11 protein-coding genes are annotated in these 14,889 nt (G+C 34.1%); 1 reads left to right on the top strand and 10 read right to left on the bottom strand.

Going from position 1 to position 14,889, the window contains the following annotated elements:
• Positions 1 to 358: 358 nt before the first annotated feature.
• The 9 genes from SLH48_RS16845 to SLH48_RS16885 all read right to left on the bottom strand — a co-directional run bounded on the left by SLH48_RS16845 (position 359) and on the right by SLH48_RS16885 (position 11,184).
• Entirely contained in the window at positions 359 to 2,806 is a 2,448-nt protein-coding gene (locus tag SLH48_RS16845) for a copper-translocating P-type ATPase (protein ID WP_320259106.1), read from the bottom strand.
• A gap of 239 nt (positions 2,807 to 3,045) precedes the next feature.
• Positions 3,046 to 3,777 (bottom strand): sulfite exporter TauE/SafE family protein, encoded by a 732-nt coding sequence (locus tag SLH48_RS16850; protein WP_320259107.1) that lies wholly within the window; start codon positions 3,775 to 3,777, stop codon positions 3,046 to 3,048.
• 232 nt (positions 3,778 to 4,009) lie between these two features.
• Positions 4,010 to 5,497: a multicopper oxidase family protein gene (locus tag SLH48_RS16855; protein WP_320259108.1), complete on the bottom strand. Its 1,488-nt coding sequence runs from the start codon at positions 5,495 to 5,497 to the stop codon at positions 4,010 to 4,012.
• A gap of 119 nt (positions 5,498 to 5,616) precedes the next feature.
• Positions 5,617 to 5,919: an SHOCT domain-containing protein gene (locus SLH48_RS16860; protein WP_320259109.1), complete on the bottom strand. Its 303-nt coding sequence runs from the start codon at positions 5,917 to 5,919 to the stop codon at positions 5,617 to 5,619.
• Between the two features lie 230 nt (positions 5,920 to 6,149).
• Positions 6,150 to 7,085 carry a F510_1955 family glycosylhydrolase gene (locus SLH48_RS16865; protein WP_320259110.1) on the bottom strand — a complete coding sequence of 312 codons (936 nt, stop codon included), beginning with the start codon at positions 7,083 to 7,085 and terminating at the stop codon, positions 6,150 to 6,152.
• 28 nt (positions 7,086 to 7,113) lie between these two features.
• Positions 7,114 to 8,772 (bottom strand): 4Fe-4S binding protein, encoded by a 1,659-nt coding sequence (locus SLH48_RS16870; RefSeq protein WP_320259111.1) that lies wholly within the window; start codon positions 8,770 to 8,772, stop codon positions 7,114 to 7,116.
• Positions 8,773 to 8,932: 160 nt separating this feature from the next.
• Positions 8,933 to 9,250 (bottom strand): hypothetical protein, encoded by a 318-nt coding sequence (locus SLH48_RS16875; RefSeq protein ID WP_320259112.1) that lies wholly within the window; start codon positions 9,248 to 9,250, stop codon positions 8,933 to 8,935.
• Positions 9,251 to 9,945: 695 nt separating this feature from the next.
• On the bottom strand, positions 9,946 to 10,155 hold the full coding sequence (locus tag SLH48_RS16880) for a hypothetical protein (protein WP_320259113.1): 210 nt from the start codon (positions 10,153 to 10,155) through the stop codon (positions 9,946 to 9,948).
• Between the two features lie 528 nt (positions 10,156 to 10,683).
• Positions 10,684 to 11,184, bottom strand: coding sequence for a hypothetical protein (locus SLH48_RS16885; RefSeq protein WP_320259114.1), 501 nt, complete (start codon positions 11,182 to 11,184; stop codon positions 10,684 to 10,686).
• Positions 11,185 to 11,525: 341 nt separating this feature from the next.
• On the opposite strand from SLH48_RS16885, the gene SLH48_RS16890 reads away from it, so the two are divergent.
• Entirely contained in the window at positions 11,526 to 13,340 is a 1,815-nt protein-coding gene (locus tag SLH48_RS16890; RefSeq protein WP_320259115.1) for a sulfatase-like hydrolase/transferase, read from the top strand.
• 556 nt (positions 13,341 to 13,896) lie between these two features.
• Here the strand turns inward: SLH48_RS16890 and SLH48_RS16895 are convergent.
• Positions 13,897 to 14,631, bottom strand: coding sequence for a hypothetical protein (locus tag SLH48_RS16895; RefSeq protein WP_320259116.1), 735 nt, complete (start codon positions 14,629 to 14,631; stop codon positions 13,897 to 13,899).
• Positions 14,632 to 14,889: the final 258 nt, after the last annotated feature.

Here is a 14,889-nt window from a genome sequence, read left to right on the forward strand (position 1 = left end):
TACTAGCTTAAATAAAGGTCCGTTTCCAAATCTTTAATGTTATTTTTGCTAACCGGTTTTTTCTGGTTTTATAGCAGAAAGGTACCACTCACTAGAGTTATACCGTATTTCTTAGCACGTAAACAACAATCAATGCGAAAACAGCCTAAAAAATGTCTCCTCCTTCGAATACAGTGCTATTATAATAGAAAATTATAGATTTTTTATGAAGATTGGAATTTACCATAAGATTTTTCTAAAGTAAAGTGTTGGGGTAATTTTTTACCTTCCAAAAATAAAAACACCACCTCAAAACTATTTAGTCTTTAGTGGCGTTTCTTAACTTATTAATATTTTATATCAATTATTTTTTCCAACCTTAACCTTTGAACAATCGTGCGTTTATCGCAACAATTACAGTACTTAGTGACATTAATACAGCTCCTACTGCTGGACTTAATACGATTCCTATTGGTGATAGAATTCCAGCTGCAAGTGGTATTGCGACAATATTATACCCTGTTGCCCACCAAAGATTCTGAATCATTTTTCTATACGTTGATTTTGAAAGCTCAAGGATAGACACAACATCTTCAGGATTACTTTTTACTAAAATAACATCTGCAGTCTCCATTGCAACATCAGTACCTGCTCCTACAGCTATTCCCAGATCAGCGTTTGCCAAAGCAGGGGCATCATTAACCCCATCTCCTGTCATTGCTATTTTTGAACCGTTTGCTTTTAGTTCTTTTATCTTGTCTGCTTTTTCATGTGGTAATACCTCTGCAACTACATCATCTAAATTCAATTGCTTTCCAACCCATTGAGCTACTTTGTAATTATCTCCAGTTAACATCAACGATTGGACATTGATATTCTTCAAACGTGCGATTGCACGTTCAGCACTTTCTCTAACTTTATCAGCAAGTGCAATCATTCCAGCTACTTCACTATTGATTAATACAAAGATTACAGTTTTTCCTTGCTCAGATAATCTCTCAAACGTTTCTTGTTGAAATCTTATATTATTTGCTTTAACAAAACCAGGGCTGACTAGTAAAATCTCTTTACCTTTTACAATTCCCTTTAGCCCTTTACCTGTCATCGATTCAAACTCATCTGGCTGATAAAAAGTTAATTTTTGAGCTTTTGCTTCTCCAACTATCCCTTTAGCAATCGGGTGTTCAGACAATACTTCTAGAGAAGCTGCAAGTTGTAAAACATCCTTCTTTTCATAGTCATTTTCAGTCATGATATCAGTTACACCAAATTCACCCTCGGTTAAAGTACCCGTTTTATCAAAGACAATGGATTGAATATTTCTTGCTTCTTCAAAGTTAGCACGGTTTCTGATTAATAACCCTTGCTTTGCAGCTAATGCTGTAGATCTAGCTACAACTAATGGAGCTGCTAAACCTAAAGCATGGGGACAAGCAATTACCATTACAGTTACCATACGTTCTAACGCATAAACAAAAGGGTACCCCAGCAATAACCATGTTACCAATGTGACAAACCCTGCAATTAGTGCTAGATAAAATAACCATTTAGCAGCACGATTAGCTAAATCCTGTGTTTTGGATCTTGATTCTTGGGCTTCTTTAACCATCTTTACTACTTGGGAAAGATAGCTATCTTCTCCCGTTTTTTCTACTTGTATGGTTAAAGATCCTTCTCCATTTATGGATCCTGCAATCACCCCATCGTCTATTGTTTTTTCAACTGGTACCGATTCACCTGTCAGCATAGATTCGTTGATGGAAGAGTTCCCCTTAATAATAGTTCCGTCAACCGGGACCTTTTCACCAGGTTTTACTAGAACTTTATTTCCTTGGGTTAAATGACTAATGTTAACATCTGTTATATCTCCATTTTCATCGATCAGATGCGCCTCTGAAGGAATCATTTTCGCTAATTCTTCAAGAGCATTAGAAGCTCCCATTACTGATCGCATTTCTATCCAGTGCCCTAATAACATAATGTCAATCAGGGTGGCTAATTCCCAGAAGAAATTATTTCCTGATAAACCAAAAACAGTCAAAGTGCTATATATATACGCCACTACAATCGCAAGTGCTATTAAGGTCATCATTCCTGGACTCTTTTGTTTCAGCTCATCATAAGAACCTGTTAAAAAAGGCTTTCCCCCATAGAAAAAAATGAATGTCGCTAAAATAAACAGAGCATAATTTACTCCATAAAAACTTAATTCATACCCTAAAATCGATTGGATCATAGGAGAAAAAATTAATATTGGTATTGTTACTATTAAAGAAATATAGAATCTCCTCTTAAAGTCAGCAATCATATGCCCATGATTATGCCCTCCATGGCCTTGGTGATTATGCCCCCCGTGTTCGTTATGATTATGATTATTATGTTCTTGATGATTACGACCACCGTGCTCGTTATGATTATGACTATTATGTTCTCGGTGTTTATGACCATCGTGCTCGTTATGATTATGACTATTATGTTCTCGGTGCTTATGACCATCGTGTTCGTTATGATTATGACTATTATGTTCTCGGTGCTTACGACCATCGTGCTCGTTATGATTATGACTATTATGTTCTCGGTGCTTATGACCATCGTGTTCGTTATGATTATGACTATTATGTTCTCGGTGCTTACGACCATCGTGCTCGTTATGATTATGACTATTATGTTCTCGGTGCTTATGACCATCGTGTTCGTTATGATTATGACTATTATGTTCCAGGTGATTATGTCCTACATGTCCATGTTGTTTATGGTCATCATGTTCTTGATGTGTATGTCTTTCAGGATTACCCACATTTTGATGAGTCTTTTTACCTTTCATCATCAATAACCCGCCCTTTCCATAATTGGAATTTCTCTTAAAGTAAAATTTGAATAGCCTTTACCGCTTACTCTTAATTAATAACCTTATTTTGTTTTCTTACTTTTATACTATACCCCCCTATGGTAATTGTCAACTTAAATATTGTAATTATCTTTTATTTTGACCATATGACATAACTTCCACTAAAAAATATCCCAAATAAAATAGTCATAGCAGTCTGTTGCTGCTATGACTATAGTTTAAGCCCAATAAGTTATTGTATCAAAGATACCTATTATAATAATGATAATACCAGCAATCATTTGAATTCGTTTCCCTAGTTTTCTACCTTTTTTCATTAATGAACCTCCTAAGCCAAAATACCATATTAAAAACAACGCTATTAGAACAGGGATAGACGTACCTAAAGCAAAAATTGTTGGTAAAATAACTCCATAAGAAGTAGATAGAACGATTGGCATTAATGTAACAAAAAATAAGATGAACATCGTTGGACAGAATGCTAAGGAAAAGCTTAATCCCATTAGAAATGAGCCAAATTTACTTTTTTTAAAATAACTGTCTGGTATGTTAATTAGCTGCAGATTCCAAGTCATTTTGAAAAACCCCATTAAATAAATACCCATTAATATTAAAATTGGCCCAATTACTTTCCTAAACCAAGGAAAATATAAGGTTAGACTTTGCTGAAACTCACGTCCTAGCAACCATACTAATAACCCTAGTAAAGAAAATGCAGTTATTTTCCCGATAATGAAAAAGATCACTTCTTTCCATGCAAGTTTTTCTTGCATGGAACGATTTCCGTAAAGAGTAATTGCACCAATATTCCCTGTAAATTGACAAGGTGCCATTGCACCAACAATGCCCAAAACAAATGCAGATGCCAGCGGAATACCTTCAACGCTATACGCAATATTCATAAAAGGCTGACTAAAAAAGTTACTTATCTGACTAAATAAAGCATACACAACAAAACCACCTTTAATTTTCAAGTTAAAACTTTAATGCTCACTAAATACAATAATTTTGACTGTTTTCGTATAGAATGTTATTTTTCGTACGAAATAACAAACACGTATACAAATAGGCTTTGGGTAACAATTCTTCTATAAAACGATGACTGTTGAGTAAAGTTTATTAAAAGAGCCATAATTATAAAGAAAGTATAGAAAAATAAGAAACTCGTTATATAACATAAACTTATTCGGGTTTATTGAAGTACTCTCCTTCTAATTCAAATGGTGAATAATATCCATTGTATTTAACAACTGTTACCATCCCATTTCCAGCATGGACAAGGTCATGGCAATGAAAGACCCATTCTCCTGGGTTATCAGCAGTAAATAAGATCTCATATTGTTCATGTGGTTTAACATTAATTAAGTCTTTTACTAACGGATTTTTTAACCTCTCTCCATTTCTCGTTATCACTTGAAAATAGTGACCGTGTAAATGCATCGGATGGTCTAACATACTATTATTTGTAATCGTTACTTTTACTACGTCACCTTTCTGAACTTTAATAGGATCAGTATTAGGAAATGTTTTTCCATTAATCTTGTAGGTCATACCACCTGCCATCATACCCATTCCAACGTTCAAATCCATTTCGTATATCAGGTCTGGCTCGGCTTCTGTGCTAATAATCGACTCCATTTCACCAATGTTTGTAAAATCAATAAGTGATAACTCCTTTTTTCCTTCTACAACAGGATCTATATCTTCCACTTGCTTTTCAACGTGATTTACGATAATAGGAATTCTTATATCGTTGGCACCTTCAACATTATTCACGCTAGAAATATACCAATTATTACTCTGGTTAGCGATAAACTCAATATCTAGCCGCTCCCCAGGAGCTATCTCAATTACATCAGGGATTAGTGGTGCCCCAATCACTTCTTTACCGTCATTTGCAACTAAATTGTAAGAGTTCCCTTGTAAATATAAATAGTGTTTCTGATATCCAGCATTCACTAGACGCAATCTTACTCTTTCTCCAAAATTAGCAACAACAGGGTCGATATTTGGCGCACTTTTACCATTCACAGTAAAGGTTCCATAGGTCATCTGTGAGTCCATCTCTCCAGGAGTGCCACCGGACATATGGCCCATCATTCCACCACTTTCACCAATAGACCATTCATCTAGCATCAGTACAAAATCTTGGTCATAAGATTTCTCCATAGGTTCAACGATTAGTGCGCCATATAAACCTCTATCTACTTGATTACCACTATCTTGGTGGGAATGATACCAATACGTCCCTGCTTCTATTGCCTCAAATTCATAGGTATATTCCTCACCAGGTTGCACTGCATTTTGTGTCACACCAGCTACACCGTCCATCATGTTAGGGAGAACCATGCCGTGCCAATGAATCGTAACTGGCTCATCAAGGTTGTTCTTTAAATTTACACGTACGAAATCTCCCTCGGTTACACGTATCTCCTCTCCAGGAATTTCGTTATTATAAGTCCAAGCTTCAAATCGTTTATTTTTTATTTCCCAAACAGTTGTTTGAGCAATAATATCAAAAGTAACAATCTCCTCTTCATTTGGAGTTTCCTTTGGTATATCTAATATATTTATAGATGTTGAATCTTCACTTGAAGTTGCTTGTTGACACCCAACTAATATGAAAGATATTCCTCCAATTATAAGTGTCAATAACCGAAACTTCCCCAAACCCTTCACCCCTTTGGTTAAGTTCATTCTACTAATCTTCCATTGATTTTCCACAATACTCAGTTGTCAAATTATACTTGTTTAGCCCAACTACTTATAAAAGATAGAAGCAGTTTTTGTTATTTATTTCTTATTTTTGCTTTTAAATGGTCATATTCTTTTTCAGAAATTTCACCCTTTGCAAACCTTTCATTTAAAATATTTATCGAATGTTGGTATGAATGGTTATTGCCATTCAGATATTTTTTCAGAAGATAAAACCCCAAGAAAAGTAAGCCTCCCCAAAAGATAAACATCCCTAGCATCATCATACTTCCTCCTTGAAAACCAGAGCAGCTATCGAGCCATCCCATCATAATCAGTTCACTCCATTCGTTTGCTCTTATACTAGCAAGAATTTTTGCAGATTTATTGAACTTCATTCATAACTTTCAATTGCATATGTTCAATACGTTTATGTTGCTAATAGTGAAAAAATAGTAGCAACAAAGTTTATGCAACAAGCTTATGTTATTTATCGTTATTATCTTCGAAATTAATTGAGAAATTTTGCAGATCCTTAAAGCATTTTATTAATTTCAAATATGTAATACCCATCATTTCTTAAATATAGAAAAGACCCAACTAATATGTCGAGTCTCTTCTATAGCTGTTATTTAATAGTTCCAGCATCTATCGTTTGCTTCCAATTTCCCCCACCATCTTCAGTCACATACACAGAGTTGTTAAATGTTGTTACTGACATTAAGTTATTATTATCTGCATTTATAGATATATTATTGACTGCGTCCTCTCCCAAGTCTAGACCAATGTAATCCCAAGTCTGCCCATTGTCGCTACTTTTCATAATACCTGCTTCATCTTGTGTAATTGAGTAGCTCACTAAGTCCTTGCTTTCATTTGGCATAACTGTAATTGCAGTAATTAAGCGGTTTCCATCTAATAACTCCCATGTCTCTCCACTATCTTCAGAACTCATGACACCATTCTGTGTTCCAGCCAATAGTTCACTATCATTATTCGGCAGTGAGATTAATGTGTAAATTTTATGAAGGTCATCTGGTAAGCCAACTGGCTCAATTTTATCCCAATTTTCGCCACCATCAATTGATTTAAATATACCTGCCCCATATTTGCCACTACCCATTTGATTCAAACCATATATAATATCAGTATTTGAATAATTTGCATCTAAAATGTGAAAATCAATCTTGCCTTGTAACGATACTTCTTCCCATGTAATTCCATTATCAGTACTTTTTAAAAGTCCAAGAGGATCTGGAAGGTTTGATGACTTCCCTGGATGACCACTTGTAATCATTTCACCATTCGATAGTGCATGATAACCCATAAAATCATTATCATGAGAGCTAACAGTATACCATGATTCTCCTTTATCACTAGTGGAAATCATTCCTTCATGTGTAGCAACAAAGATCGTATCATCCTGATATGATAACCCGTGCATATGTTCAATTTTTTTGCCACCTTCTATTTTTGTAGGTTCTGTAGTTTGTTCATTGGAATTACAGCCAACAAGTACTACTCCTACTAATAAAATAGGAGCAATTGTCTTTAACATTTTCATATATAATAGTCTCCTTCTAGAAAGAAATTTAATGAACTCGGTGATCCATTGGCAGTGCAAACAGATAAATATTGACTACTGTAAATACTATCATTAACACATAAAAAGGTAGCTTCCTCTGAATACCATTATTGTTCCCTATACGATGTACGGTATAAATCGAGCCAAGCAATCCTAAAACTATAATCGCATACTGTAATATTTGTACTGTTAAACCTGAACTAATAGCTAAATCACCACTCGCTTTAATACCAAACAACTGGAGCGTATTGTACCAAATTGCTTTCCCCTCGGTCAAAATATGAAATAAATTATGTGCCATATGCCCTGCCAAATCCAGCGGAATAATGGCATAACCAAAAATTACAAAATACTCTTTAATTGTTTGCATGTCCTTTTTATTAGATGCTATAAAAGAAGCAAACCACAAAAGGAATAATGGAATAACCATTGATACTATAAATGCAACTGTAAAATTAATTGCATAGCTCGTTGTTCTCGTTAATTGACTTATGTATTGTAGAATATCTTCCCATACAGACAACATCGTAATATTTTGAACAAATACGATTCCCATAATGATAGCTGCTAATGCGGTATGCTCTAACCTTGGCTTTTTTATGCCCCATAACTCACTAGTAGGTTTACGAATTGAAACTTGAATCGAATCATTAGGACAAGCTTTAATACAATTCGCACATAAGTTACAATCCGCACTTGAATCCATTGTTCTTGGAAATTGAAACATAGGACAACCTTCAACTTTGCTGTTACCCCGATAACATGATTGAGTTTTGCAGCTTTTACAAATTTCCTCTGTCCCTTTTAATTCAACAATACCAGCTCTAGAATAATTACCTGCAAGACCACCTAGAAAGCATAGTGTCTTACAAAAAGTTCTTCTTTCGTAAAAAACAGATGTGATGATGACCATTGTCAACAAGATTAATAATAAATACCCAGATCCTCTAGGTGAATCGACAATACCAAAAACGTGATCACTCCATGTAATTAAAATAAAAAATAAGTCAATTAACCAAATACCATACTGTTTTAGAAATTTTGGTACGGGGAGTTCACTACCAAAGTATTTTCGAACAATGTCACTTATTTTGCCGAATGGACAAACTGCACACCAAAACCTTCCAAATAAGATAAATAAAAGCGGTATAATAGGCCACCAAAGAACCCATGTCATCGTCGTTCCAAAATTCTTATGACCATTTGTTGTACCCGCAACTAACTGAAATACAATGATTGAAAACACAACAATGGCTGTCCATTGAAAAATCCCAGGATACCATTTACTTTTAAGAAAACTGCTTATAATGGGATGCGACAACAAGTTCTTCATATGTATTCTTTGAATATATGTTTCTTCAATTTTTCTCTTATGTAATTTTAAAATGAGACCCAACACTAAAAACAAGAAGATAATTGTCCCAAATATTCCTAAAACCACATAATTTGGAGAATCTACAATTACAATCTCTTCACCGTGAGCATGACCATCGGATTGTTCAAAGAGTTGATTTTTTTGTTCTATTAAAGTATTTTCTCCTCTAAAACCGTTAATAACTGATGAAATGTCTTCATAATTTCCCGCATCCCCTCCATCTGCATATACGACTATCCCTATGCTTAGTAACACTACGAGTAGGCTAAATGCTGATACTTTCTTTAACATCCCTAACTCCTCTATGAAGATATTTTTTTACACTCTAAAAATATCGAGGGAATATGCAGATTTAAAGGATTTTTTTTGAAGAAATAGTGTATTTTTTAAAAAAATTAATTTGATGAATGATGTAACAAACCTATGTACACTATAGTCCAAGTTTATTGCCCTAAACAAATGGTATTAGTTTGATTGATTTTAAATTTTCATTAATACAAATTTTAAATTTAGTGCTTTCATTAATATTCGTAAATTTCCGTATTTCTTTTGGTATATATATGGAACCTCTGGAACCAACCACTACTTGATTTTCTAAACTTTCATTTCTTCTATTGCTCGTTATTTCTATCCACATATCACTATAGTAAACATCCACTACTTGCCCAGGTTCCATATTACAAAAATCCCTAAGTTTTTTTGGTATTGTCACAGCATACCCTTTAGTAATAAATATTATTTTATTTTCTTTTTTACGCATATTACTCAACACTGAACTCACCCATTTTATATAGTTTACACTGAACCACCTTTTTCAATTTTCACACCCCAATAATTAATAAAAGGTTATCCTTGTGGCAAGCCTTTTAGTTAGTTCAACAGAGTTATTATAGAATGAAATTTTAAAGTTTTTATGGAGATTTTGGATTCAAATAAAATAGTTGTTAAGTCTCAACAACAGTAGGGAAGGTGTAATACAAATACCTAAGAAAGAAAATATAAATGGATCTTACACATGTAAAGGCTCTTGTATATGTAACCAAAAGAAAACCATCTCCGAATTAGTTTTAGCAACCTATAATCAAGCTACTATCTAGAAATCAATATTATTCATGCACAACAAAAAGACCAGCCAACGTACTTAATTATTATAGGACTCATCTACGAATCCTATAATTTTTCAAGTGGCTCGTCACTTAGTTTTGGAAACAAGGTTCACCCATACACAGTTAATAATACAAACAAATATTACATCGTTAATTATGAATAACGATAACGTAATGGAGGTATGTACTTGTTCTAATCTAATGAAGATTGTTTGCTAACTACGAGTATTAGCGTTAAGTAAAGGATACATATACAACAATAGTTATTTATGTATCCGTTACTCTTTGATTTCTTTGTGTTCTTTGGCATCCTGTAAACAGACAATATCTCCTTAAGGCTTTCACTTTTATTATTAATCTACAAGATGGTTAGTAAGAGTTTTCCTTTTGGCAGATGTTCAATACTTAAGTAGCCATTGATCACTAGAGATTTTATAACAACTGGAACATTGATGTCTGAAAAATGCTCTACTAATTCTCGTCTATTGAATTCAACTGCTGCTTTGCCTTCATTTTTAAAAATAACTTTTAATTCGTCAAGTATAAATTGTTCCTCCTTCGTTAACAATGCTTTCACTCCTTTTTTGGTCTCATGACAGGATAATAGCTATAAACTGTAAAATGGTTCTTGTATAACTGACTAACCAATTACGAGATCCTCCATGATGAGGTATTATTAAAGGATTTAGACATTATCTTAAGGCATTTCAAGTGAATACATAACAATTTTTATTTGCTACCTGTTTTCGCACAGATTTTTGATTTTATACTAGGCTTTTTTCGTTCGCAGCATCTTTTTACTTAATAATTTTTGAAGTTATTTTCCATGATTAATAAAATTGTAATCAAGATTACGCAATGTGCCTATTGATTAAATATATTGATTTCCAAATATTTTAGAACACCCACGATTAAAAATCTATAAGCTAATTAAGTAGTTCCTGAGTACAAGTTTACTAGAAACAAAAATATGTAACTATTTCGTACCTATGCTATAGTTGAAGCCCGTTGTACTTTCTTTTCTCTTATCTAGATTTTATATGACGATATTTGAAGAATCGGAGAGATTACTTGTATTCGATAACTGTTTTTTTATCTATAATGACTCATACCAATCTTTTAATTGAGGATGATTTATTATACTTTCTACGCTTAGTATTTGCGGCTTAAAACCACCTAATTCTACTATATCTATTCCTCCGTCACTGTTTCTCACCAAAAAGAAATCCTCAAATGGGGTGCCTACTATCTCAATTGCTGTTTGACTATGTGAATCAACATAAAACATTTCAATCGTCTTCCTATCGCTTATACCGATTCGTTTTGTTTTACTATTCGCTTGTACACTTTCTAGTGAGCCAGATATTTCAAGTTTTTTGAGTGTCGAACCGCCCATATTTTCGTAGATCTTGAATACCACATTCATTACTTCAGCAAGACCAAATAACAAAAAACTATTTATAACACAGGCAATTAAAAAAGCCCCTCCAAAAGATAATAGTTGTGTATCATTTGCCAACCAAGCGCCTATAATTATCCCTACACAAATAGTAAATACGCCTAAAAATCGTAAAACACCTGTCACTTTATTTCTCATTATTATCCTCCAATACAACTATTTAACAATCATTTTATCAATATTTCGAGTTTTTCGATATATATTGTTTATTACGCTCAATGAAACCAACACTTTGTAATAACGGTGTTTATTCTTTGTCAATTGAGGCTGATATTTAAAAAAATGATGCCTACACTCTATTTGTATATATTTTAGAAACAATGAAAGGTGTTTTCTACCCATTTTGGGACATCGATTGTTATACAGCTTATTCATAATGATTCTAGAATGATAACTTTATAACCATCATATAGTGAAGATGAATTAAAGCATACGAGAGTACCTTTTACCCTAATCACAATATATGGAGGTTATGTTAAGTGAATCAAGCGACAACAAGTTCAGACAACAAAAATGTCCAAGAAGAAAAGCCAAACTTTCTTATTTTAATGGTCGACCAGGAAAGATTTCCATCAATTTATGAAAACGAAGAACTAAAGTTATGGCGGAAAGAAAATATTATTGCACAAGAGCTTTTACGTGAAAATGGATTTGAATTTAACAATCATTATGCTGGGAGTACAGCTTGCTCACCAAGTCGTGCGACATTGTATACTGGGCAATACCCTTCCCTACATGGGGTAACACAAACGAGCGGTGTAGCTAAAACCGCGTTTGACCCAGATTTATTCTGGTTAGACCCAAATAGCGTTCCAACGATGGGTGACTATTTTAGAGCTGCTGGGTACCGTACTTTTTGGAAAGGAAAGTGGCATGCTTCTGATGAAGATATTCTCATTCCTGGTACAAAAGATGCTTACCCAAGCTATACATTGACAGGAATACCTGATGAAGAGAAGGTTCGAAAGTATTTGAGCGCTGATCAATTGGATAAGTTTGGGTTCTCTGGCTGGGTGGGTCCTGAGCCTCATGGTTCAGCTCCTCGAAATTCAGGATGTTCAGCAGCCATAGGTGTCAGTGGGCGAGATGTTGTCTATTCTGCAGAAGTTGTTGCATTGATTCGGTCTCTCGAATTACAAGAAGAAAATGATGCACCATGGTTGATTATGAGCTCATTTGTAAATCCACATGATATCGCATTATTCGGAATCGTTACAGAATTAAGTGCACTGTATAATTTTAAAGTAGACCCTTCTGTTCCGTTCATTCCTCCTGCTCCAACGGCAAAGGAATCACTATCTACAAAACCCATCGCACAAGATAGCTACCGAGTTACTTATCAGAAAGCTTTGCAGCCTCTAAGAGACACACTTTTTTATCGCCAGTTGTATTACTCTTTACAAAAAGAAGCCGATCAGGAAATGTTGAAAGTATTTCAAGCACTTCAGAAATCTAATTTTTATGAAAATACAATTGTCATTTTCTTATCTGATCATGGAGAATTATTAGGTGCACACGGTGGATTATTTCAAAAGTGGTATAACACATACGAAGAGTCGATTCAAGTCCCTATGATCATCCACAGTCCTAGGCTGTTCTCTGGTCGACAAAGTACAGAAAGTATAACGAGTCACGTTGATGTTCTGCCAACTATGCTAGGCTTAGCAGGTATTAACCCAATGGAAATACAAGAAAAGCTGAGGCTAGACCATACTGAAGTACACCCTCTAGTTGGTCGTGACCTTACCCCCTTGTTAAAAGGAAGAAAGAATTTTTACCGTGACGATGAACCGATTTATTTTATGAGTGATGATGATGTGACAAGGGGATTGAATCAGGTCACATTATCAGGAGAGCCCTATGAATCAGTCGTCCAGCCAAATCATATTGAAGCGATTATTACGATGTTACCTACTGGTATGGATAAAAAAAGAGAAAGGTGGAAGCTTAGTCGTTATTATGATAATCCACAATTTTGGAGTGATCCTGGGTGTGAGGACAACACAACTGTCCAGAGCTCTGCGATTAATACAACATCAAATGAGCAATGCTACCTTTGCTTAACGAAAACAAAGTATAATCCAGTTCCAGATCAATATGAACTATACAACCTTACTAATGATCCGTTAGAAGAAAAAAACCTAGCTAACCCTGCCTTCGAAACCCCAGAATCAATAATAGTCCAGAACCTTCTTATTTCAGCTCTTGAAGAACAATGTAGCCAAAAGAGACTATCACCTTCAAGTGGAGTTGTACCTGGAATGCCGTCTTGTAATTGCAAAGGCTCTTCATAGTTTGGCAATGTGTTCAAAATAGATTGTTTACATCAACTACTTTGCGAAGTACCTTTGCATTGTAGTTTCTTTTTTAGTTTATAATCTATACTACATTCTCAGTATCATATTAGAAAAAATATGATTATATAGTAAGAACTGTTGTATTAGCTTTTGTTTAGGGTTGTATTTCTTTCTCAGAAATAAAAGCACTTGTTCTTCCTTCATGCAAATGACATTTGCATAAAATCAAGCAACAATTTTTAAGAACAAAATGCTAAAGAACTATGTAGCTACGATTGAATTGTAGTTCTGAATATCCAACAGCTGACTTAGAAATTTAACCTATTAGACATATTCATAAATTTGTTGAAGGACCATCTAATAGGTTAAATGTAATACTTTGAATTAAAATCATGTTTCCTGACCTTTCATTATTTATAGACATATCTAATCAGGCATTTAGCAAAATTTTTCTTGTGTAATTTTCCCCCTTCCCTACTCATGGAAACTATTGGTTTTACTTAATTAAATGATGATAATTTAATCTTTATTGCCATTCTAATACGCGCTATTGTTACCCTAATCGAAGCTCTACTTTTTCAGCTTTCATGATGCCATTAGCATATTCGTATGTAATGACGATGTTACCATAATAATGGTTCGGTTTTTCTTCTACCAATAATATAGCCTTAAGTGTATTGTCTTCTATCGTAAATTTCACAAAATGTTCCATTGATAGTTGAGGTAACTCTTCTTTAGAATCTAGCTTATTATTTGGAATGAATGTACTTTTACCATCTACTACTAAAACTACTCCTCTCTTGGTTCTCTTCATATTAACTTTTTGAGCGGCGATGATTCGTGGATTCTCAATATAAATTTCTTTCACTACATCTGTTTTGTCTACTAATGTTCTTTCTAATACATGTGCTTCATTTATATATACACCTTTGTCTCGGTCTGTCGTGAGGACGACAATAATTTCCTCCTGACCAGTATTTGTTACATCAATAGAGTACAATTTTGGCTGAAAGTCATGATCTGTGACATTCATCCAATGTACAAACTCTTTGTTTCGTTTTCCTACTGTAAGCTGAAAATATTTAAACCACTTGTCTTCTTTAATCGCTAGCAATGTAACATTAGCATCAGGTAAATTAGCTACTTTTATTCTATCTTGAACATGACTCTTGCTTGAAAATTTGATTACTTTTCCACTCGACTCATTATAAGCAAATACAGGGGCTGCGATTTGACATAACATAAGTACAAATACTAACAAGCCACATAAAATACGAACCCACTTCATTTATACCCACCTCACAATTACAATTATTTCTGTTGCTTATCCTACAAAGAACTAAATCATATACACCTAAACCCAATGACACTATTTTTTCCATACATTTACATTTATTCCTTAATTTCATTTAAATGTTCTAATCTACAAAGTTTACAAAAAAAGCTCCCCTCTTGTTCCAAACAATCATCTCCACAACTAATGATGGTAAACATTCTTTACTGATTGCTGTTTTCTTATAGAATGTTGTGTTTACTAAAAAATAAA

The organism is Cytobacillus sp. IB215316, from assembly GCF_033963865.1.
In the GTDB taxonomy this organism is placed as follows: Bacteria; Bacillota; Bacilli; order Bacillales; family SM2101; genus Nanhaiella; species Nanhaiella sioensis.

What these genes read in the sequence shown, in the direction of transcription:
- SLH48_RS16885 (WP_320259114.1), bottom strand. Translation starts at nt 11,184, where the DNA reads ATGAGAAATAAAGTGACAGGTGTTTTACGATTTTTAGGCGTATTTACT.
- SLH48_RS16860 (WP_320259109.1), bottom strand. Translation starts at nt 5,919, where the DNA reads ATGAAGTTCAATAAATCTGCAAAAATTCTTGCTAGTATAAGAGCAAAC.
- SLH48_RS16845 (WP_320259106.1), bottom strand. Translation starts at nt 2,806, where the DNA reads ATGATGAAAGGTAAAAAGACTCATCAAAATGTGGGTAATCCTGAAAGA.
- SLH48_RS16895 (WP_320259116.1), bottom strand. Translation starts at nt 14,631, where the DNA reads ATGAAGTGGGTTCGTATTTTATGTGGCTTGTTAGTATTTGTACTTATG.
- SLH48_RS16870 (WP_320259111.1), bottom strand. Translation starts at nt 8,772, where the DNA reads ATGTTAAAGAAAGTATCAGCATTTAGCCTACTCGTAGTGTTACTAAGC.
- SLH48_RS16865 (WP_320259110.1), bottom strand. Translation starts at nt 7,085, where the DNA reads ATGAAAATGTTAAAGACAATTGCTCCTATTTTATTAGTAGGAGTAGTA.